This is a genomic window from Halorubrum sp. AD140, assembly GCF_034497445.1.
In the GTDB taxonomy this organism is placed as follows: domain Archaea; phylum Halobacteriota; class Halobacteria; order Halobacteriales; family Haloferacaceae; genus Halorubrum.
Map to the genome: position 1 here is coordinate 1 of NZ_JAXRUU010000056.1, position 20,995 is coordinate 20,995.

General features: G+C 69.6%; 19 protein-coding genes and 1 pseudogene. 3 read left to right on the forward strand and 17 right to left on the reverse strand.

The annotated features are described in order from the left end of the window. Positions 1–860, forward strand: an 860-nt coding sequence (locus U4E84_RS12975; RefSeq protein WP_322532521.1) for a VOC family protein, incomplete at its 5' end; no start/stop codon positions are given. 46 nt (positions 861–906) lie between these two features. On the opposite strand, the gene U4E84_RS12980 is transcribed toward U4E84_RS12975, so the two are convergent. From U4E84_RS12980 to U4E84_RS13015, 8 genes are all read right to left on the reverse strand, one after another. Further along, entirely contained in the window at positions 907–1,959 is a 1,053-nt protein-coding gene (locus U4E84_RS12980) for a sodium:calcium antiporter (RefSeq protein ID WP_322532522.1), read from the reverse strand. A gap of 191 nt (positions 1,960–2,150) precedes the next feature. Beyond that, the gene (locus U4E84_RS12985) at positions 2,151–2,540 is read right to left on the reverse strand and encodes a hypothetical protein (protein ID WP_322532523.1); all 390 of its coding nucleotides are present in this window, start codon (positions 2,538–2,540) and stop codon (positions 2,151–2,153) included. Between the two features lie 94 nt (positions 2,541–2,634). Next, a complete protein-coding gene (locus U4E84_RS12990; protein ID WP_322532524.1) occupies positions 2,635–3,102 on the reverse strand; it encodes an ArsC family transcriptional regulator in 468 nt (155 codons plus the stop codon). Positions 3,103–3,167: 65 nt separating this feature from the next. Then, the gene (gene phoU / locus U4E84_RS12995) at positions 3,168–3,860 is read right to left on the reverse strand and encodes a phosphate signaling complex protein PhoU (protein ID WP_322532525.1); all 693 of its coding nucleotides are present in this window, start codon (positions 3,858–3,860) and stop codon (positions 3,168–3,170) included. Continuing rightward, positions 3,861–4,799 (reverse strand): phosphate ABC transporter ATP-binding protein PstB, encoded by a 939-nt coding sequence (gene pstB / locus U4E84_RS13000; RefSeq protein WP_322532526.1) that lies wholly within the window; start codon positions 4,797–4,799, stop codon positions 3,861–3,863. It abuts the gene before it with no gap. Between the two features lie 2 nt (positions 4,800–4,801). Then, positions 4,802–6,439, reverse strand: a complete 1,638-nt coding sequence (gene pstA, locus U4E84_RS13005; RefSeq protein WP_322532527.1) for a phosphate ABC transporter permease PstA — start codon at positions 6,437–6,439, stop codon at positions 4,802–4,804. A gap of 40 nt (positions 6,440–6,479) precedes the next feature. Beyond that, positions 6,480–7,412 (reverse strand): phosphate ABC transporter permease subunit PstC, encoded by a 933-nt coding sequence (gene pstC, locus U4E84_RS13010; protein WP_345785514.1) that lies wholly within the window; start codon positions 7,410–7,412, stop codon positions 6,480–6,482. Between the two features lie 102 nt (positions 7,413–7,514). Beyond that, entirely contained in the window at positions 7,515–8,570 is a 1,056-nt protein-coding gene (locus U4E84_RS13015; RefSeq protein WP_322532528.1) for a PstS family phosphate ABC transporter substrate-binding protein, read from the reverse strand. A gap of 178 nt (positions 8,571–8,748) precedes the next feature. Here U4E84_RS13015 and U4E84_RS13020 point away from each other — a divergent pair, with 178 nt between their 5' ends. After that, positions 8,749–9,078, forward strand: a complete 330-nt coding sequence (locus tag U4E84_RS13020; RefSeq protein WP_322532529.1) for a hypothetical protein — start codon at positions 8,749–8,751, stop codon at positions 9,076–9,078. A 30-nt stretch (positions 9,079–9,108) separates the two neighbouring features. Here U4E84_RS13020 and U4E84_RS13025 read toward each other — a convergent pair whose 3' ends face one another. The 6 genes from U4E84_RS13025 to U4E84_RS13050 form a co-directional block, all read right to left on the reverse strand. Then, the gene (locus tag U4E84_RS13025) at positions 9,109–11,256 is read right to left on the reverse strand and encodes a (Fe-S)-binding protein (protein WP_322532530.1); all 2,148 of its coding nucleotides are present in this window, start codon (positions 11,254–11,256) and stop codon (positions 9,109–9,111) included. Between the two features lie 141 nt (positions 11,257–11,397). Beyond that, positions 11,398–12,621, reverse strand: coding sequence for a Tm-1-like ATP-binding domain-containing protein (locus U4E84_RS13030; protein ID WP_322532531.1), 1,224 nt, complete (start codon positions 12,619–12,621; stop codon positions 11,398–11,400). After that, positions 12,618–13,454 (reverse strand): phosphoenolpyruvate hydrolase family protein, encoded by an 837-nt coding sequence (locus tag U4E84_RS13035; protein ID WP_322532532.1) that lies wholly within the window; start codon positions 13,452–13,454, stop codon positions 12,618–12,620. Before U4E84_RS13035 ends, U4E84_RS13030 begins: the two co-directional genes overlap by 4 nt. A gap of 49 nt (positions 13,455–13,503) precedes the next feature. Continuing rightward, a complete protein-coding gene (locus tag U4E84_RS13040; RefSeq protein WP_322532533.1) occupies positions 13,504–14,217 on the reverse strand; it encodes an energy-coupling factor transporter transmembrane protein EcfT in 714 nt (237 codons plus the stop codon). Next, positions 14,214–15,014, reverse strand: coding sequence for an ABC transporter ATP-binding protein (locus U4E84_RS13045; protein WP_322532534.1), 801 nt, complete (start codon positions 15,012–15,014; stop codon positions 14,214–14,216). Before U4E84_RS13045 ends, U4E84_RS13040 begins: the two co-directional genes overlap by 4 nt. 172 nt (positions 15,015–15,186) lie before the next feature. Next, a complete protein-coding gene (locus U4E84_RS13050) occupies positions 15,187–15,768 on the reverse strand; it encodes a biotin transporter BioY (protein ID WP_322532535.1) in 582 nt (193 codons plus the stop codon). Between the two features lie 102 nt (positions 15,769–15,870). Here U4E84_RS13050 and U4E84_RS13055 point away from each other — a divergent pair, with 102 nt between their 5' ends. Next, positions 15,871–16,506, forward strand: a complete 636-nt coding sequence (locus U4E84_RS13055; protein WP_322532536.1) for a hypothetical protein — start codon at positions 15,871–15,873, stop codon at positions 16,504–16,506. A gap of 66 nt (positions 16,507–16,572) precedes the next feature. Here the strand turns inward: U4E84_RS13055 and U4E84_RS13060 are convergent, their stop codons facing one another. The 3 genes and pseudogenes from U4E84_RS13060 to U4E84_RS13070 all read right to left on the reverse strand — a co-directional run. Continuing rightward, positions 16,573–17,286 (reverse strand): TIGR00266 family protein, encoded by a 714-nt coding sequence (locus U4E84_RS13060; RefSeq protein WP_322532537.1) that lies wholly within the window; start codon positions 17,284–17,286, stop codon positions 16,573–16,575. A 123-nt stretch (positions 17,287–17,409) separates the two neighbouring features. Beyond that, positions 17,410–20,121 carry a leucine--tRNA ligase gene (leuS, locus tag U4E84_RS13065; RefSeq protein WP_322532538.1) on the reverse strand — a complete coding sequence of 904 codons (2,712 nt, stop codon included), beginning with the start codon at positions 20,119–20,121 and terminating at the stop codon, positions 17,410–17,412. Between the two features lie 129 nt (positions 20,122–20,250). Further along, positions 20,251–20,995: pseudogene (locus tag U4E84_RS13070) on the reverse strand (hypothetical protein); the annotation flags it as partial.

Genomic DNA, 20,995 nt, shown 5'->3' on the forward strand with positions numbered 1-20,995 from the left:
CGGGAGAGGCGGGGGGCACGACGGGCGCGGAGGACACGGGAGAGGCGGGGGGCACGACGGGCGCGGAGGACGCGGGAGGAACGAAGGGCGTGGAAGGCGCGGGGAGCGCGGCGCGAGTCCACCCCGACGCCGTCCCGCTGCTCGTTCTGATCCGCGACCCGGATCTCCCCGAGCGCGCCCCCACCGACGCCGGCCTGTTCCACATCGCGTTCCGGGTCCCCTCCCGCGCCGCGCTCGGCGAGGCGCTCGCCCGGGTGCGCGACCGCTGGCGGCTCGACGGCGCCTCCGATCACCTCGTCAGCGAGGCGCTGTACCTCGACGACCCGGAGGGGAACGGCGTGGAGATCTACCGCGACCGCCCGCGAGAGGAGTGGCCGATCGCAGACGACGGCACGGTGCAGATGGCGACCGACCCGCTCGACCTCGAGGGCGTCGCGGCCGCGGCGAGCGGACCGGACGACGGCACCGATTCCGGCCCCGCGGACCGCGTTCCGCCCGGCACCGACGTCGGTCACGTCCACCTCGAAACCACGTCGCTGTCGGCGTTCGAGCGGATATACGTCGACGGGATCGGCTTCGCGGTCGGCGCGACCGGACCGAGCGTCCGGTTCGTCGCGGCCGGCGGCTACCACCACCACCTCGCCGCGAACACGTGGCGGGGGCGGACGACGCCCGCGGCGGGACGCGGGATCGCGTGGTTCGAGGTGGTCGTCCCCGACGCGCCCGCGCTGGACGCGGTGCGGTCCCGCCTCGACGCGGTCGCGGCCGACGGCGACGTGGAGATCGCAATCGACGAGCGGGCGGACGGGCTCGTCGTCACCGACGCCGACGGCGTCGAGGTTCGGGTTCGGACACCGTAGCCGACCGCCGCGGGCCGGCTCACGGAGCGGGTCGGCTCGTGAATCGTCACGTGACGATCGTCCGGAGCGTCTCCTCGGTCAGCAGCGCGGTGATTCCGAGCGCCTCGGTCGTCATCCAGCCGAGGAAGGCGAGGTACATCGCGAGGAAGACGTACCCCTCCTCGGTGGTGATCTCGAAGTCCGTCGCGGACAGCACCACGACGACGAGGGTGGTGTAGAACAGGAATATCATCAGCGGCACGGACGTGAGGAAGCCGATCGAGACGCCGCCGGCGAGGACGACGCCGATCGGCAGCGCCGCGACGAGGTTGAACGTGTTCGTTCCGAAGACGTTCGCAACCGCCGCCCGTTTGTCGCCGGCCTTACCCATCTTCACGCCGACGAGCAGATCGGGGAACGAGCTCATCGCCGACAGCACCGTCACGGAGATGAGGAACGGCGGCGCGTTGAGCGCGGCCGAGATCTCCATCGTCATGCCGACCATCGACTCGACGCCGACGAGCACGACGCCCAGCCCGGCCGCGAACAGCCCGGCCTGCTTCGGGACGTTCGTCGACTCCGTCTTCTGTTCCGCCGACGCGCCGCTTTTTCCGCCGACGAGCAAGATGACGTACACGCCGTACAGCACCAGCAGGCCGACGCCCATCTGGGGGGTGATCCGCGCGAGCTCCTGGCCGTCGGTCCCGAGGACGCCGATCGCGATCACGCCGAAGAGGGCGAGCACGGCCACCATGTAGAAGATGGCGTCGCGGTAGACGATCCCCTGCGTCGTCGTCGTGTCGCCGCTCGTGATGGCGACGGCGGCCGGGATGACGAGAATGTTGAACACCGCCGTCCCGATGATCGCTCCGGCGCCGACGCCGAACTCGCCGAGGACGAGCACGGAGATGACGATGATCGCGAGTTCGGGAAACGACGTCGCGGCCGCGACGATGAGTCCGCCCTGGACCGCCTGCGAGACCCCGAAGTGGTCGCTGATCTTCGAGGTCGTCGACTCGATGACGTTCGCGCCCTTCCAGGTCAGCAGGAACCCGATCACGCCGAGCGCGACCCAGACGGCGAGCGACTGATCCCCGAGGAGCTCCTGCAGTATCGTCACGTGTACACCGTGGGTTCGGAGCCGATTATGACTTCTGGAGGAGCCGTCGACGGGCGAGCGGGCGAGATCGCCGTACGCGTGCCGACGGGATCGGGGTCCGCGTCCGGACGGAGTAGCGAGGAGCGGCGGTCGGACTCCCGCGAAACGGAGGCGTCACTCAGTCGAGAACGGTCACCTCGTCGATCGGGGCGTCAGCACGCGAGGGCGGGCTCGGCGTCATCCTCGGCCCGTAGGTCGGCCAGCGCCATGACGTCCGCCCGTCGCGTCGCCTCGTCGTCGTCGAAGCCGTAGCGTTCGAGGGACGCGGCTCCCCCCGTCAGCAGCGCCTCGTCGCTCGGCGGCAGCGCGGCCCGGAGCCCGTCGGTCGCCCGCTCGTTGATGACGGTCGCTCGGTCTCTGTCGGGGTCGATCCCGATTCGCAGCTCGGCCAGCGGCGCCAGGTCGCCGTTCCGTTCCGCGGCCTCCACGACGCCGTGGAACCACCGGGCGGCGAGTCGTTCACTCGGTAGAATGATGTGTCCGGTGTCGCGATCGAAGCTCGTGTTGTGGCGTCGAATACGACGCTCTAGGGTCTCGTTCATGTGTGATCGAATAGGGGCTCTATTCCGTTAAATGTGTGCTTTCAGGGCCTCTATCCGTCGATATTGATCATTACGTTCTGCGCGACGGAAGCGCCTACCGCTCGCCGTCGTACTCGCCGAACCGCTCGTCGAAGAGGGCGAGGACGCGGCGCTCGATCTCGTCGCGAATCTCGCGGACCTCCTCGATCGGGCGCTCGCCCGGGTCGTCGAGGTCCCAGTCGTCGACGTCGACGCCGCCCAGTTCCAGCGTCGAACAGCCCATCGTGGCGACGAAGTCGGACGCGGCGAGCGTCTCGTCGGACACGTGCTGAGGAGCCCGGCCGTTCACGTCGAGGCCGACCTCCGCGAGCGCCTCGACGACCACGTCGTGGACGCTGTCGGCCGGCATCGTGCCGCCCGTCACGATCTCGACGCGGTCGCCGAGTCCGCGTCGCTCGCGCTCGCGCTCCGCGAACGCCGTCGCCATCTGGCTCCGCCCGGCGTTGCGGACGCACATGAACGTGAGGGTGGTCGTCGCGTCGGTCGCCGTCTCGTCCGCGTCGGTATCGGTGGATTGCGTCATGGTGTCGGGTGTCGTCTCGGTCGTTCTTCCGGCTTGCGTCTCGGTCGTCCGTTCGCGCGCGCCGCTCAGTAGATCAGCTCGTCGTCGCTCTCTATCATGTACAGCGTCCGGGCGGCGATGTTGACCCCGTGGTCGCCGACGCGCTCGAGGTCGCGGATCGCCAGAAGGGCTCGGGAGATCTCGTCGAGCGTGTCCGCGAGCTGGTCCGGTTCGGCGGCCTCGTTCGTCGCGGCCCGGGCGCGATCGGCCTCGAGTAAGTTCCGCACGACCGCCTCGCTCGCTCGCCGACACCGCTCGTCGAGGTCGTCGTCGCGGACGTCGATCTCCCGACAGGCGTCGGGGTCGCCCGCCTCGTAGGCCGCGACAGCGTCCGCGACCATCTCGCCGGCCGCGTCGCCGAGACCGCGGAAGTCGACGGCCGGGTGGATCCCGCCGTCGTCGCCGCCGTACGCGGCGAGGTTCGTCGCCAGGTCCCCGACGCGTTCGAGGTCGGTGATGATCTTGAACGAGGCCGTCACCAGCCGGAGGTCACCGGCCACGGGCTGTTGGAGCGCGAGCAGCTCCGTGCACTCGTCTTCGAGTTCGAGGTATCGCTCGTTGACGACGTGGTCGCCGCCGATCACCTCGTCGGCGAGGTCGTCGTCGCCCGTCTCGGCCGCGCGGAGGGCGGTCTCGTACCGGTCGAGGACCAGATCGCCCATCGCGACCACGTCGGTCCGCAGCTCCTCGAGCCGCTCCTGGTAGTTCTCGCGGGGCATCTATCCGAACTTCCCCGTGATGTAGTCTTCGACGCGCTGTTCTTCGGGGTCCTCGAAGATCTTGGTGGTGTCGTCGTACTCGACCAGCTGCCCGCCGGTGAGGAACACGGCGGTCCGGTCGGAGATGCGCGCCGCCTGCTGCATGTTGTGGGTGACGATGATGACGGTGTACTCCTCCGCCAGGTCGTCGATGAGGTCCTCGATCTTCGAGGCCGCGACCGGGTCGAGCGCCGAGGTCGGCTCGTCCATCAGGACGACCTCCGGGTCGGCCGCGATCGCTCGTGCGATACAGAGCCGCTGTTGTTGCCCGCCCGAGAGGTCGAGTCCCGACGAGTCGAGCTGGTCTTTCACCTCGTCCCACAGCGCGGCGCTCTTCAGCGCCTTCTCGACGCGGGCGTCGATGTCGCCCTCGTACCCCTGGATCTTCAGGCCGTACGCGACGTTGTCGCGGATCGACTTCGGGAACGGGTTCGGCGCCTGAAAGACCATCCCGATCTTCCGGCGTAAGGCGACAGGGTCGACGTCGTCGTCGTACACGTTCTTCCCGCCGAACTCGACGTCGCCCTCGACGCGGCAGACGTCGATCATGTCGTTCATCCGGTTGATACACCGGAGGAACGTCGACTTGCCACAGCCCGAGGGGCCGATGAGCGCGGTCACGTCGTGTTCGTATATCTCCATCGAGACGCCGTCTAACGCCTGCTCATCGCCGTAGTACACGTCGAGGTCACGGGTCGCGATCGCGGTCTCGGTCGATCGCGTCCGCGCGTCGTCGTCGGTCGCCTCGCTGAACGACGCCGAAACGTCGATGAGCTTTTCCGTCCCACCGTCTGCCTTCGTCGCGTCTGGGGTCGGTTCGGCGTCGTCTCCGGATGGGACGCCGCCGTCGGTTTCGGCTCGGTTCGTGGTTCGATCGGTCGGTGTGTCGGTCGGGTTCATAGTTAATGCGTTTGCTGCGAGCGGTTTCGAAGCACGATCGCCGCGGTGTTCATCGTCAGGAGAACGACCAGCAGTGTCAGTACCCCTGCCGCGAGCACGCCGTAGCGGAACTCCGTGGTGATCTGTGTCGACCACGAGAGGATCTGCCTCGGCATCGCACCGGTCCGACTCAGGAACGAGTCCGGCGAGACGCGGACGCTGGCCGACACGCCGATCATCAGCAGCGGGGCGGTCTCACCGATGGCCCGTCCGAGTGCGAGGATCGTTCCGGTGAAGATCCCGGCGAGCGACTCGGGAAGGACGACGTTCCGGACCGTCTGCCACCTGGTCGCCCCCATCGCGTACGAGGCCTGTCGGTGGGAGTCGGGAACGGCTCGGATCGCCTCCTGCGTGGAGATGATGACGATCGGGAGGATGAGCAGGCCGACGGTGAAGCCGGCGACGACCGCCGTCCCGCGCCCCATCCCGATGAGGTTGATGAAGATCGCCAGTCCGAGGACACCGTACACGATCGAGGGAACGCCGGCGAGGTTGGCGATGTTGACCTGGATCAGCTCGACCACCTTGCCGAGCCGCCCCTGCGACTGGGCGTACTCTTCGAGGTAGACGGCCGCCCCGATCCCGACGGGGAACGCCGAGAGGACGATCACGATCATGATGAGCACCGAGCCGACGAGCGTCGGATAGATCCCGGCGTCGGCGGGGTCGGTGCTGGTGGGGTTCGTCAGGAACTGGGTGTCGAGCCACGCGTCGGGGCCGGCGAATCCGAGCGTCTGGGTCGCGGTCAGACCGACGAACACGCCGGCTGCGACGACGACGGGGAACGCGAGCCCCGAGACTCCCTGGTCGTTTCGGACGACGCGTTCGACGTAGAGGACGAGCCCCCCGACGATCGGCGCGGCGAAGACGAGCCAACTCGTCGGGTGGACGCCGACCAGCGGCCCGACGACCACGCCGGCGAGTCCGCCGGCGACGGTGATCCCCGCGGCGATCGCGCCGTCGCGGGCGACGTCACGAACGGCGCGGACGCGCAACCCGACGACCGCCGCGATCGGTAGCCCGAAGCCGAGAACCAACGAGATCAGCGCGTTCGGCAGCACCGGCGAGAGGCTCAGGAGGTCCCGGAGACTCGGCACGAGCGTCGGAACGCCGACGACCGCGAGCAGCGGCACGAGCACCGTCACCACGAGTCGTTCGACGGCGGCGTCGTGCCGCAGCCGCGAGTGGACCGCGACGAGACCGCCCGCGACGAGGACAGAGACTACCAGGAGGAACCACTCTTGGGGCGTCACGATGTGGCGGAACAGCAGCCAGAGGCCGCCCGCGACGAGCCCCACGAAAATCGGGAGCCCGAGCGCCGTGTAGGCGACCTCCCCGGCGGACCGATCGCGCCGGTAGTAGTACCCGGCCAGCAGCATGACGGGGACGACGACGGTCAGTCCCATCGTCGCGAGCCAGCCGGGGTCGGCCGACAGCGGGGCGAGCGCGTCGTTCGCGACGTACAGCAAAAAGACGAGCATCAAAAACAGCGTGAGGATCGTCGCACCGAGGCAGGTCCACTTGAAGACGCGTCCGCGGAGCCGACCGACCTTCTCCGTAGAGCCGAACCACGTGTTGGACGTCGGTGTCTCGCTGGCCATCAGTCGGTCACCTCCGTCCGGTGGCGGACGTGCTGATCGGTCATTGGTACTCCTCTCGATACCGTGCGGCGATGCGGTTGCTTGCGAGGTTCATCAGGAACGTTATCGCGAACAGCGAGAGGCCGATCGCGAACATACTGTAGTACTCGGCTGATCCGCCGGTCGCGTCGCTCGTAACGGCGTTGACCATCGACGCGGTCATCGTTCGACCCGATCCGGCCAGACTGCCGAAGGGATCGAACGGATCGAACAGGTTCGTCCGGAGACCGCCGGCCATGACGACGATCATCGTCTCGCCGATCGCCCGCGACAGCGCGAGGATGTACGACGAGAAGATCCCCGAGACCGCCGCCGGAATGACGATTCCCGTCGACACCTCGTACTTCGTCGCGCCGAGTCCGTAGCCCGCCTGCCGGAGCGAGTCCGGCACCGCGCTCATCGCGTCCTCGGAGAGCGACGAGACCATCGGCACGATGAGGATACCGACCATAATCGAGGCGCTAAAGAGGTTGAACGTCCCGAGCGGGAGGCCGATGTCTCGAAGCCACGGCGTCAGATAGACCAGCGCGAGATAGCCGTAGACGACCGTCGGAATCCCGGCGAGGATCTCGAGTGACGGCTTGATCACCGAGCGTACCTTCGGGCTCGCGTACTCCGAGAGGTAGACGGCGGCGGCCGTCCCGATCGGGATCGCGACCAGCGCGGAGACGACGGTGACGACTAGCGTCGAACTCACGAGCGGCCAGACGCCGTAATGGCCGTTCCTCGGCTCCCATTCGAGTCCGGTCAGAAAGTCCACGACAGTCGTTTCCTCGAATCCGAAGAACGTGACCGTGTCGTACGCGAGCGTGAACAGGATGCTCGCGGTCACGAATATGGTCAGCGCCGCACAGGCGAACAGCAACACGCCGACCATTTTCTCTCTGACGTCGCGGTCGGCCGCCGCGCGCGTCAACGCTGGTTCGCCGTTCATTGGTGATTCATAGATAATTTCTGGTAGCCTTAATTCATTCGTGATCCGATAGCGCGTTCAACAGCCGACAGCGGCAGCGAGGCCGCCGTCGACGCGGGTCGATTACTCGTACTCTTCGAGCGTCGAGAGGTTCTCCTCGACCTGGTCCTCGTTGGACGGCACGTAGCCGACGTCGTCGGCGATCCAGTCCGCGCTGGAGTTCTCGAGGTAGTACTCGACGAACGAGTAGACCTGGTCCTTCTCGCTGAGCGAGTCGGCGCTGGGGTAGATGAACAGCGGCCGAGCCATCGGGTAGTCGCCTGAGGAGGCGGCCTCAAGGCTCGGGGCGGTGGGTTCGTCGTCCGAGGTCTCGGCGATGTTGAGCGCCTTGAGGTCGTCCTCGTTCTCCTGGTAGTACGCGAACCCGAAGTAGCCGATCGAGTGCTCGTTGTTCGAGATCCCCTGAACGATCGTGTTGTCGTCCTCGGTCGGCTCGTAGTCGCTGCGGTGGTTGCCGGCTTCGCCGACGACGTTCTCGGTAAACCAGTCGAACGTCCCCGAGGTGTCGTCGGGACCGTAGAGGTCGAACTCCTCGTCGGGCCAGTCGTCGTTGACGTCGGCCCACGTCTCGGCGGGGTCGTCGCCGTTCCAGATCTGCGCCAGCTCGTCGAAGGTCATGCTGTCGACCCAGTCGTTGTCCGGGCTGACCGCCACCGTCAGTGCGTCGCCCGCAATTCGGAATTCGACCGGTTCGACGTCGTTTTCTTCACAACTCTCGACTTCTTCGTCCTTGATCGGACGGGACGCACCGTTGATGTCCGAGTCACCGGGACAGAAGTTGTTCGCGAAGCCGCCACCGCTCCCGGTCGAGTCGACGGTCACGCTGACCTCGTCGTTCTCGTCCATGAACCGCTCGGCCATCTCTTCAGAGACCGGGAAGACGGTACTTGACCCGGTGACGATGACCTCTCCGGAGAGGCCGTCGCCGCCGTCGTCGCCGTCGTCGCCGTCGCCGCCGTCGCCGCCGAGGCCGCCGTCGTCGCCGTCGTCGCCGTCGCCGCCGTCGCCGCCGTCATTAGACGTACATCCCGCGAGTCCCAGCGCGCCCACACCGGCGAGCGCCGCGAGTGATTTTCGACGAGTGATTCCCGTGAGTTCCGGGTCTTGGCTTGATGCCATCACCTGACTGTGGGTGAGTTTCGGTTAAGTAGTATGCTATGAGTGGTACGACCCAGACAGTATCTCTACCGGACGATATATAGTCTATATAGCTCGGCGGCGGACGCCTCCCGAGCCCCCGTCGCGGGTTTGACGGGTCGGGCGTATTTTTAAGACCCTCCGCGCGAAGCCCGGGAGCATGACCCCTCCGACGGACGGGGACCGGATCCGGCTCTCGCTCTCGCGCGAGGAGGCGTGGGTCGCTCACGCCGCCCTCCTCGACGCGGGCGAGAGGGCGGTCGAGGCCGGTGACGACGCACCTCCCCAGTGCCGACCGCTGCGCCGCATCGAGCGCGAGCGCGCGCTCTCTCCGGACGGCGCCGCGCTCCTCCGCGACGCGCTGATCGACTACCTCGCCGACGCCCCTGTGCGAGACCGGGCGCCGGGGCGGGCGCTGCTGCGTCGGGTCGACGACGCGGTCGAGTCCCAGCCGCGGTCGACCCCGCGGGACGCGAGCCGCGGCGCCTGACGGTCCCCGGTCGGTGCCTTCACGTCCCGCTCACGCCTCCACCGCCTCGATCAGCAGCTCCGCGACGTCGACGATCTCCACGTCGTCCTCGAAGTCGCCCGTCTTCCGGCCGTCCTCGAACATCGTCGTGCACATCGGGCAGGCGACGACGAACTTCTCGATTTCGCCGCCCGCGTCGGTGTCCTCGACCGCCTCGCGGAGGCGCTCCTCGCTCGGTTTGATCTCCTCGTCGTGTTCGGTCCACAGCCCGCCGCCGCCGCCGCCGCAGCAGAACGAGTCGCTCCGCGAGCGCGGCATCTCGTGGAGGTCGGCGCCGGTCGCGCGGATCAGCTCGCGGGGCGCCTCGTACTCGTCGTTGTACCGCCCGAGGTGACAGGGATCGTGGTAGGTGACGGTGTAGTCGAGCTCGTCGCCCGAGAGGCCGAGCCGGCCCTCGGCGACCAGCTCCTCGACCACCTGCGTCCAGTGGAGCACCTCGATCTCGCCGTCGGCGTTCCACGGCTCCTCGCGGTCGAACGGCATCATCGGGTCGTCGGCGAACTCGGCGAAGTCGACCTCGGGGTACTCGTTTCTGATCGTGTTGTACGAGTGCGGGTCCGTACAGACGATCGAGTCGAACTTGCAGTCCGCGAACGTCTCGACGTGGTGGCCAGCCAGCTCTAAATAGAGGAACTCCTCGCCGATCCGGCGGACGTCGTTGCCGTCGTTCTTCTCGTCGTCGAACAGGATACCGAACTCGACGCCCGCCTCGTCGAACAGCCGGGCGAGCGCGCGGGCGACCTCCTCGTTCCGGTCGTCGAAGCTCGGGTAGTCGCCCACGTACCAGAGGTACTCCACCTCCGTCTCGCGAGCGTCCGGGACGTCGACGTCGTCCAGTTCGTCCGCCCAGTCGCCGCGGGCCGACTGCGGCTCGCCGAAGGTGTTCCCCTTCTGCATCACGTCCTGGAACACGCCCTGGAGGTTCGCGTCCACGGCGCCCTCGTCGACGAGCTGGCGGTTCATCTTCGTGAACGAGGTGAGGTGTTCGATGTCGACCGGGCAGGCGTCCATGCAGGCCAGACAGGACATACACGACTCCATCGACTCGGCGTCGATCACGCCCCCCTCGTCGGCGACGATGGGGACAGCCCCACCATCGGTCGCCACCCCGTCGCGCCGCCCCGCCACCGGATCGTCGGTCACGGACTCGCGGTACGCCTTCAGGTCGAGGATGACGTTCCGGGGGTCGAGCGGGCGACCGACCGCCTCGGCCGGACAGGCGTCGGTACACCGCCCGCACTTCGTGCAGGCGTCGCCGTCCATGAGCTCCTTCCAGGTGAAGTCCTCGAGCGACTCGGCGTTGGTGTGGTCGAGGTCGGCGGGGACGTTCGGGAGCCGGGCGCCCGCCTTCTCGTCGTGAGCGACGACGTTGGCGAACGAGGAGATCATGTGGAACGGCTTCGCGTACGGGATCCACGCGATGAACGCGAACGCCAGGAGCGAGTGGCTCCACCAGACGACGCCGTATATCGCCTCGGCGCCCGCGGGCGTCAGCCCGGCCCACCGGAACCCCGCGGCCATCGCCATCCCGACGAAGCTCACCGTCTCGTCGGCCCGCGCCGGCTGGCCGACGATGCCGAGCGCCTGCACGACGAAGCCGCCGACGCCGAGCGCGAAGAGGGTCCAGACGAACGCGTCGTCCTCCAGGGAGGTGTGTTTCCCCCACAGCCGCCCGTCGCGCTCGCGGTACCGACGGACCATCGCCATGCCGAGGCCGACGACGAACAGCAGGCCGAACGCGTCGACGACGAACTGGTAGACCAGGTAGAAGTCGCCCACCCAGAACGACTCGCCCGCGATCGGACGGTACACGTCGATGTCGAACCCGAGGATCGTCGTCGCGACGAGCAGGACGAGAAATCCCCAGAGGACGAACGTGTGCATCACGCCCGCGTACGCGTCGCCGTCGAACTGCTTCTCGTTCGAGAGCACGGTTCGCGTCGCCGAGACGATCCGCGAGGGGAGGTCGGACAGCCGGTCGCGGGGGTCGGCGGTCCCGCGGGCGTACGCCGCGAACCGGGCGTACACCCCGTACGAGAACACCAGGATCGCGACCGCGGCGAGCCAGTAGAACGCGGCCTTCCCCACCGGACCGATGGTCCAGAACGTCTCCCGGGTGGCCGCCTGCAGCGGAGTCATGGTAGATCAGCCGGATACGGTCCGGTTAAAACTTGCCACAACACGGAGCGCGCTGCGGCTCCGCGCACCCCGCGAGACGGCACTTCTCTCGCTCTTTCGCACCGGATCTGTCGTACTACGCGTCGCTCCTCCCGCTGCGCGTCACTCCGGCGCCAGCCCCGCCTCGCGCATGTACTCGTCGAGCTTCGCGGCGATCGTCTCGGCGAACGCGTCGTCGTTGACGTCGGCGTCCACCTCGATCACCTCGACGTCGTCGTCGACGCCGCGCCGCAACGCGTCGAACAGCGCCGCGTCCGCCTCGGGGTCGTGGAACTCCTCGCCCGCGACGTCGAGCATCGAGACGCCCTCGAGCGGGAGCGCGAGCGCGGTCGGGCCGGTCGCGGCGTTCAGCTTCGCGGCGATGATCTCTCCGAGCTCCGCGCACTCCGCCGGGGTGGTCCGCATCAGCGTCACCTGCGGGTTGTGGACATGGAACAGCCGCCCGCCGAACCGCTCGGGAACGGAGTCCCGCGGGCCGAAGTTCACCATGTCGAGCGCCCCGGTCGAGACCACCTGCGGGATCCCCGCCCTCCCGGCCGCGTCGAGGCGGTCCGGCCCGGCCGAGAGCACGCCCCCGACGAGCTCGTCGGCCCACTCCGTCGTGGTGACGTCGAGCACGCCGTCGATGACCCCCTCCTCGACGAGGTCCTCCATGGCGCGCCCGCCCGTCCCGGTCGCGTGGAAGACGATCGTCTCGTACCCCCGCGATTCGAGGTGCTCGCGGGCCGTCTGGACACACGGCGTGGTCACGCCGAACATCGTGATCCCGATCGTGGGGCGCTCCTCGACCTCGACGTCGGGGTCGTTGGTGACCATCCCGACCATCGCGAGCGCCGCGTTGGCGATGACCCGCCGGGAGAGCTGGTTGAGCCCCTCGACGTCGGCGACGGAGTACAGCATCATGATGTCCGCGGCGCCGACGTAGGGCTCGGTATCGCCGGAGGCCATCGTCGAGACCATCAGCTTCGGGACGCCGACCGGGAGCGCGCGCATCGCCGCCGTCGCGATTGAGGTGTTCCCGGACCCGCCGAGCCCCAACACGCCGTCGAGTTCGCCGGCCTCGTACATGCGCGAGACGACGGCGGCCGCGCCCTCGCCCATGACCTCGACGGCCTCGCCGCGGTCTGCCGCCTCGCGCAGGCGGTCGAGCGACGCGTCGGCGGCCGCGGCGACCGCGTCGGCGCCCGTGTCAGGCTCGAACTCGGGGTCGCCCAGCACTCCCACGTCGACCACGTGGACGTCGACGCCCTGGGCGCGGAGGACGTCCCGGGCGAATCCGATCTCCTCGCCTTTCGTGTCGAGGGTGCCGACGACGACGACGCTCATCGGACGTCGATCTCCTTGAACTCGCGGGCCTGCTCCTCGATGGCCGCCTCGGTGGGGAGTCGCTCGATGCTGGAGGCGCCGAAGAACCCGACGACGCCGTCGGTGTGTTCGAGCACGTACCGGGCGTCCTCGGGCCAGGCGATCGGCCCGCCGTGACAGATCACCAGCACGTCCTCGTCGACCGACTTGGCGGCGTCACAGTGCGACTGGACCCGCTCGGCGGCCGTCTCCAGGTCGAGCGCCGTCTCGGCGCCGATGTCGCCCGAGGTGGTCAGCCCCATGTGCGAGACGACGACGTCCGCGCCGGCGCGAGTCATCTCGCGGGCCTGCTCCTCGGTGAAGACGTACGGGCACGTCAACATCCCGCGCTCGCTCGCCTCGCGGATCATCTCGACCTCGAGGTCGTACCCCATCCCGGTCTCCTCCAGGTTCCGCCGGAAGTCGCTATCCTCGTCGATGAGCCCCACGGTCGGGAAGTTCTGGACGCCGGAGAACCCCCGCCGCTTGAGGTCCTCGATGAACACGCTCATCTCCCGGAACGGATCGGTGCCGTTGACCCCCGCGAGCACCGGCGTGTCCTCGACGACCGGGATCACCTCGTGGCCCATCTCGACGACGATCTCGTTGGCGTCGCCGTACGGGAGCAGTCCGGCCAGCGACCCCCGTCCGTTCATGCGATAGCGCCCGGAGTTGTAGATGATGAGCAGGTCGACACCGCCGCGCTCGGCGAACTTCGCCGAGAGTCCCGTCCCCGCGCCGGCGCCGATGACGGGGTCGCCGTCCGCGACGACCCCCGAAAGCCGGTCGAGCGTCTCGGATCGGTCGAATTTCATGTGACACGTCCGTCATCTCTCAGGAACGTAATGAACGTTCGGGCGGTTCTCAGCGCGCGCCGACGAGCGCGGCCGCGAGCAGCGCGCACCCGCCCGCCAGCGCGACCGCGTCCGCGCGTCCGAACGCGAGGGGCGGGAGCGTCGGGTTCCACGCGAAACACCGCGCGTTCAGGGCGGTTCCGAGCCGCTCCGCCCGGCCGAAGGCCCGATCGATCCCGGCGACGGCGACGAGCCGCATCCGCTCGCGGACCGGCAGCGCGTCGCCGCCGCGAGCGCGGACCGCCTCCCGCGCCGTCAGCAGGTCCCGCTTCAACAGGGGGAGGAACCGGAACACGAGCGCGACGCCCACGCCGAGGAACTGACCGGGTCTCCCCGGAACCGTGCGCTGGATCGCCGCCCGCGACTCGCGGACCGGGGTCGACCGGACGTACCCCGCGGCGACGACGAGGATCAGGAGGACGCGGTAGCTCGCGAGCCCCGTGGTCGCGGCGCGCTCGGGCCGGAACCACGGGTCCCCGAGCGTCGCGCCCGCGACGACGGGCGCGACGAGCAGGAACGGGAGCGCGAACCGGTAGGCCCACACGTCGCGGGGGCCGCCCCCGGCGAGCCGCAGCCAGCCGGCCGCGAGGAGGGTGAGCGCCGCGAGCCCGCGGGGCGTGGTGTACGCGTACGCCGCGGCCGCGAACCCGGCCTGCACGAGCAGCTTCGACCGCGGGTCGAGCCGGTGGGCGAGCGAGTCGCCGGGGGCGTACGAGAGCGTCACGGGTCCGAGGACGGGCCGCGGTCTGGGGAGCGATCGGGGGCGTGACCGGCGAGGGCACGCTCCGGGACGCGAACGTCCAGCCCCGGCAGGTCCGTGAGCGCCTCGTCCGGCGGCGCGTCCACGGCGACCCGTCCCGCCGACATCCCCACCACCCGGTCCGCGAGCCCGAGCACGTCGCGGAGGTCGTGGGTGACGACGATCACGCTCGTCCCGGCCGCGTCGAGGTCGCGCAGGCGGTCGAGGACTGACCGGCGGGCCGGCTCGTCGAGCCCGGTGAACGGCTCGTCTAAGACGAGGTGGTCCGGCTCCATCGCGAGCGCGCCGGCGACCGCGACGCGCTCGCGCTCGCCGCCCGACAGCGACGCGACCCGGTCCTCATCGCGCCCGGCCATGTTCACCGCGTCGAGCGCCGCCGCGACCCGGCGGTCGATCTCGGCGCGCGACAGCCCGAGGTTCTCCGGACCGAAGGCGACGTCGGCGCCGACGGTGGCCGCGACCAGCTGGTCGCGCGGGTCCTGGAACACCATGCCGACCGCGGTCCGGGCGGCGACGAGGTCGTCGCCCACGGGGGTTCCGTTGACGGCGACGGTGCCGGCGTCCGGCGTCGTCAGCCCGTTGAACGTCCGGACGAGCGTCGTCTTGCCGGACCCGTTCGCGCCCGCGAGCACGAGGAACTCGCCGTCGGGGACCGAGAGGGAGACGTCGTCGACGGCGGTGACGCCGGACCCGTCGCCCTCGCTGTCCGCGCCGCGATCGGCGCCCCCGTATCGACACGTGACGCCGTCGACGTCGATCACGGCCCCACCTCGCGGTCGTTCATGCGGTCACCTCGCAGTCGTTCACGCGATCACCTCGCAGTCATTCACGCGATTACCTCGCAGTCATTCACGCGATTACCTCGCAGTCATTCACGCGATTACCTCGCAGTCATTCACGCGATCACCTCGCGGTCGGTCACGGTCGACCACCTCACGCGGCCGCGATCGCGTCGGAGCGCACGATGCCGACCGCGGCGGCGATCTTCAGCGCCTCGGCGGGGAGGAACGCGACCGCGCCCACGGCCACTGCCTCGACCGGGCCGAGCGAGAGCACGACGGCGAGTCCGGCGACGCCGAGCGCGTAGATGATCGCCGTGCCGAGGACCATCGCGCCGACGAGCGCCGGGAGCCCGACCGAGTCCAGGTCTCGGAGCGTCGCGCCGCGGTGGACGACCGCGCCGACCGCGGCGGCGGCGAGGGGGTACGACCAGAGGTAGCCCGCCGACTCCCCGACGAGCGCGCCGACGCCCGCCGAGCCGCCCTGGAACACCGGCGCGCCGAGCGCGCCCGCCGCGAGGTAGCAGACGAGCGACGCGCCCCCCCACACCGGCCCGAGGTAGATCCCGGCGAGGAAGACGCCGAGCACCTGCAGCGTCACCGAGACGGGCGAGACGGGGTTCGGGAACGTCACGTACGCGAACGCGCCGACGAGCGCGGCGAACAGCGCCGCGCGAGCGAGGTTCGCCGCGGCCTCCTCGCCGACGAGATCGACGGACTCCGTGCTGGTTTCCATGTCACTGCCACGCTCGTAAACTGACTTGAAGATACTGGTTGACGACGCGGCGTCCGAAACGGACGCGAGGCTTTTCTATCGGGGGCGCGTAGCGTTCCGCCCATGGACGAGAAGACCGCCGAGCTCCGCGACATCTTCGTCGAGACCACCGGGTCCGACACGGTCACCGAGCGCCAGGCGGAGTCGCCCGGCTCCCTCACCGACCGCGACGAGGCGGTCGTCGAGGAGCGCGTCCGCGAGCTGGTCGCCGCGATGCGCGAGCGGTACGAGTTCTCGACGGACCTCGACGACGCGACGTACGCCCGGATCGCCCGCGGTCGCTTCGAGCTCGACGACGACGAAGCGATCGCGGCCGCGCTCGCCTCGACGGCCGCGGATCCGTCGACGGTCGACCCCGACACCGTCCGCGACGCTCGGTTGGACCTCCACCTCGTGCGCGAGGCCGACCGCGAGGTCGACGGCGCCCCGTTCGACTACGCGGACCTGAAGTCGCTGACCGCCGAAGGTCGCTCCATCGTCGAGTGCGCCGACGCGCTCGACGCCGACCCCGACGCCGTCGCGAAGTACGCGCGCGTCGCCCGCGTCGACCTGACTTCCACGCGGGCGAACGACCGCTTCCGCGACGAGCTCCGCGACCTGCTCACCGACGCCGACATCGAGGGGTCTCACGCCGACTCCGCCCGCGAGGACGGCCTGAAGGACGCGACCGAGGACCTCGAGACCGACGTCTCGCTGTGACCGACGGCCGAGCCGCCGCCCGCCCCCGGCGACCGCGGGGCGGGAGGCCGTCCCGCCGACGTCTGCTCAGAGGAAGTCTCCGGGGTCCACGCCCGAGTCGTCGTCGTCGCGCTGCTCGCCGCCCGCGGCCCGCTGGAACACCGCCGGGTTGCGGGTCTGGATCCACACCCGACCCTCGCCGGAGAACTTCGAGACGAGCCCTTCGCCCCCCAGCACGGCCGATTTGATGCTGCCGTCCTTCTCCATGGAGACGTCCAGGCCGTCGGTCCACGCGATCAGGTGGTCGGTGTCGACGACGGTCGGGTCGTCGGGCTCCGCGTCGGTCTCGACGATCGAGCCGTACGCCGAGAGGAAGCAGCGTCCGGTCCCCGACAGCTCGAGGACCCGCAGGCTCCCCGCGGAGAAGAAGCTCCGCGCGTCGTTGAACCCCGTCGACCGCTCGACGGTCGGCTCCCACGCCAGCGTCGAGCCCGAGTTGACCTTGATCGGGCCGTCTCGACCGACGTCGACGCCGAAGACGTCGCCGGGGTGGTCGGGCGCCAGCGTGAGCTCGGCCCCGTCCTCCCGCGCCTCGAACGCGTTCTCCACCAGGTCTCGGCTCGAACTCACCGCCGACTTGATGATCCCGCCGATCCCCTCGCCGCCGCCGACTTCGGCGTCGGCGTGGACGCTCTCGCTCCGGCTTATCATCGCCCCCGTCTCGGCCATGAGCCGGTCGCCACGGTCCATGGTCGTCCGCAACACCGCGTAGCTCGGACCCTTCTCGATGTTGTGCTGCATCGCGTGTGTCTCTCTATCACACAACTACAGAAAGCTTACGTATATTTACATTGGCGTACTGTCACGAATTCGTGAGGTCTTCGGCCCGCGTCGGAGAGCGTCGCGGAGCGGGAGGGCGAGCCGCTACTCGACGATGTCGATCGCGGGACGACCCGGCTCCGCCTTCCGGACCACGCTCTCGTCCGCGTCCTCGGCGCGCCCGACGCGGACCGGCGCGTCGAACTCGCGCTCGATCAGCCACGCGGCCGCCCGCAGCGCGTCGTACTCGGCGCCGCCGCTGAGGGTCTCCTGTAATGCCTCGCGATTCGCCTGCAGGTCCTGCCCGTACGAGGCGGCGGCGTCGCCCCGTTCGCGGATGTGGCTCTCCGCCATCAGCTCCGAGATGAGGTTGTCGGCGTCGCTGTCTAGCGCAATCTCCAGGGCGTCGTACTTCCAGTCGGGCGCGACGACGACGTCGATCCGCTCGGGGTCCTCGATGCCGGCGACCTCGACGATGTCGCGCACGTCCTCGCGGGTGTTCGTCACCAGCCGCCGGCGCCGCTCGACGGTCTCGCGGTCGACCGTCGCGGTCGGCCAGTCGGCCTCGACGACGAACCCGTCCCGTCCCAGCGCCTCCCACAGCTCCTCCGCGAGGTGCGGGACGACCGGCGCGAGCAGGCGGACGGCGACGTCCAGCCCGCGCTCGTAGGTGTCGGGGTCCGGGTCGGCGTGCCCGCGGTAGCTCCGGAGCGTCCGCACCAGGTCCTGCGCCTCGCGAAGCGCGACGTTGAACGTGAGGTCGTCGTACTCCGCGCCCGCGATGGCGACGGCCGCGTCGACCTCGTCGGCGACGTAGTCGTCGATTTCATCGCGGTCGGCGTCGTCCGCGTCGGTGTCCGCCGCGTCAGCGTCGTCCGCGGTCGCGTCGGCGGACGCCGCGCCGCCCGCCGCGTACCCCTCGACGAGGTCGCTCAGTCGGGAGAGGAACCGGTGGGTCGACCGGACGCCCTCCTCCGACCAGTCGAAGTCGCGCTCGGGCTGGGCCGCCTGCATCATGAACAGCCGGGCCGTGTCGGCGCCGTACTCGTCGACGATGCGCTGCGGGGAGACGACGTTCCCCTTCGATTTGGACATCTTCTCGCCCTCCAACTGGACCATCCCCTGCGCCAGCAGGTTCGTGAACGGCTCGCGGTGGTCCAGTCCCTCCTCGTCGGCCAGCACCTTGGTGAAGAAGCGGGAGTACAGCAGGTGCATCACGGCGTGCTCGATGCCGCCGACGTACTGGTCGACCGGCATCCAGTCGTTCGCGCGGTCGAGATCGAAGGGGGCGTCGTCGAGGTCCGGCGAGACGTATCGCAGGAAGTACCACGAGGAGTCGACGAACGTGTCCATCGTGTCGGTCTCGCGGGTCGCGGGCTCGCCGCACTCCGGGCACGTCGTCGCCTTCCACTCCTCGGCGGCGTCGAGCGGGTTGCCGGTGGTGTTGATGAACTCGGGCAGCTCGACTGGCAGGTCCTCGTCCGGGACCGTCACCGGCCCGCAGTCGTCGCAGTGGACGACCGGGATCGGGGTGCCCCAGTAGCGCTGGCGGGAGATTCCCCAGTCGCGGAGCTGGTACTGGGTGCTCTCCGCCGCGCTCTCGACCTCCTCGGTGAGCCGCTCGCGGGCCGTCTCGCTGTCGAGGCCGCTGTACTCGCCCGAGTTTATCACCACGCCGTCGTCGGTGAACGCCGCCTCGCTCACGTCCGGCGCCTCCGGAGCCGTCTCGCCGTCCCAGTCCTCGGGTTTCGGCGCGACGACCGGGCGGATCTCGACGCCCATCTTCGTCGCGAACGCGTGGTCGCGCTCGTCGTGGGCGGGCACGGCCATCAGCGCGCCCGTCCCCACGTCCGAGAGGACGAAGTCGGCGACGAAGACGGGGATCTCCTCGCCCGTGACCGGGTTGGTGGCGGTGAGGTCGGTCTCGACGCCGTTCGGCTCGTCGCCGTCGGGGTCGGCCTCGTGGTGGACGAACTCGTGGACCGCGTCGTCCGCGGCGGCCAGCTCCTCGCTGATCGGGTGGTCCGGCGCGAGCGCGAAGAACGTCGCGCCGTGGACGGTGTCGACGCGGGTGGTGAACGCCTCGACGGGGCCGTACCCCTCTATTTTGAAGTCCAGCGTCGTCCCATACTGCCGGCCGATCCAGTTGCGCTGCATCTGGCGCACGGAGTTGGGCCACCCCTCCAGGTCGTCGATGGCCTCCAGCAGCTCGTCGGCGTACTTGGTTATCTTCAGGAACCACTGGTCGAGGTCGCGCGTCTCGACGGGGGTGTCACAGCGCCAGCACAGCTCGGCGTCGCCCTCGACCTGCTCGTCGGCGAGGACGGTCTCGCAGGAGGGACACCAGTTCACCTCGGCGTCGCGCCGCTCCACGAGCCCGGCGTCGGCGAAGCGGGTGAACAGCCACTGGTTCCACCGGTAGTACTCCGGCGTGCAGGTGGTGATCTCGCGCTCCCAGTCGTAGCCGAATCCCATCGACCGCATCTGGCCCCGCATCGTGTCGATGCAGTCGAACGTCCAGTCGCGGGGGTTGGTGTCGCGCTCCTTGGCGGCGTTCTCGGCGGGGAGCCCGAACGCGTCCCACCCCATCGGGTGGAGCACGTCGTCGCCGCGCATCCGGCGGTACCGGGCGTACGCGTCCGTGATGGTGTAGTTGCGGACGTGACCCATGTGGAGCTTCCCGGACGGGTACGGGTACATCCCCAGCACGTACGTCGGGTCGTCGGCCTCGTCCGGCGTGTGATACACGGCGGCGTCGTCCCACGCCTCCTGCCACCGATTCTCGACCGCGGTGTGGTCGTAACCCTCTTGAGACATCTGCTTATATACTCGTGGTCGGGTCGGCGTCGTATAGCTTTCCATCCAGTGGTGTGGCGTGGCACGCGGGCTCGCGGGCCGGGGGCCGCACCGGCGATGGGAGCAAGAGAGGGGGAGTCGCCTTACAGCTTACAGCTTCTCGGCGTCCTGCGCCTGCTCGACGCGCCGCGTCGCCTGTTCGACCCGCTTCCCCGTCGCGTTCGCGAGCCCAGGCGGGAGCCCCTCCCGGGCCGCCGCGATCCGCTCTTCGATCCGGGCGATCCGGTCGAGCACGTTCTCGAGCTGGCGGTCCGTCCCCTCGCCGTCGCCCTCTCGGGCGCGCTCCTCCGCCCGCGCCGCCGCGTCGACCGCGGCCGCCAGGGCGCGTTCGAGCCCGTTCACCGCGTTCGACGGGCCGCCGTCGGAGCCGTCTCCGTCGGAGCCGCCACCGCTGGAGCCGTCGTCATCGTCCGAGCCGTCCGAATCGTCGCTCTCCGCCGCCGCGGCCGCGACCTCGGCGCGCGTCTCCTCGGCCACGTCGGCGACGTAGCCGGCGAGCGAGGCCGCCCCGGTCTCCGGGCGCTCGATCCGGATCGGGCCGTTCCCGCCGGATTCGTCTTCGTCGTCTCCGTCGTTCGAATCTCCCGACCCCGGCGGGTCCGGATTCACGCGGTACGCGCCGACCTCGTCGTCGTCGTCGCGGACCTCGGTCGTGTACGCGCCGCCGGCGTGGACGTACACCGCGTCGCTCCCCTCGACCGCGGAGTCGTAGATCCGCCCGGCGAAGTCGTCCTCGATCGCTGTCCGGGTCACGTCGGTCTCGCTCTCCTCGTCGGACAGCTCCACTTTCGTCGCCTCCTCGCGGGCGACGAGCGGGATCTCGCCGTCGACGCCG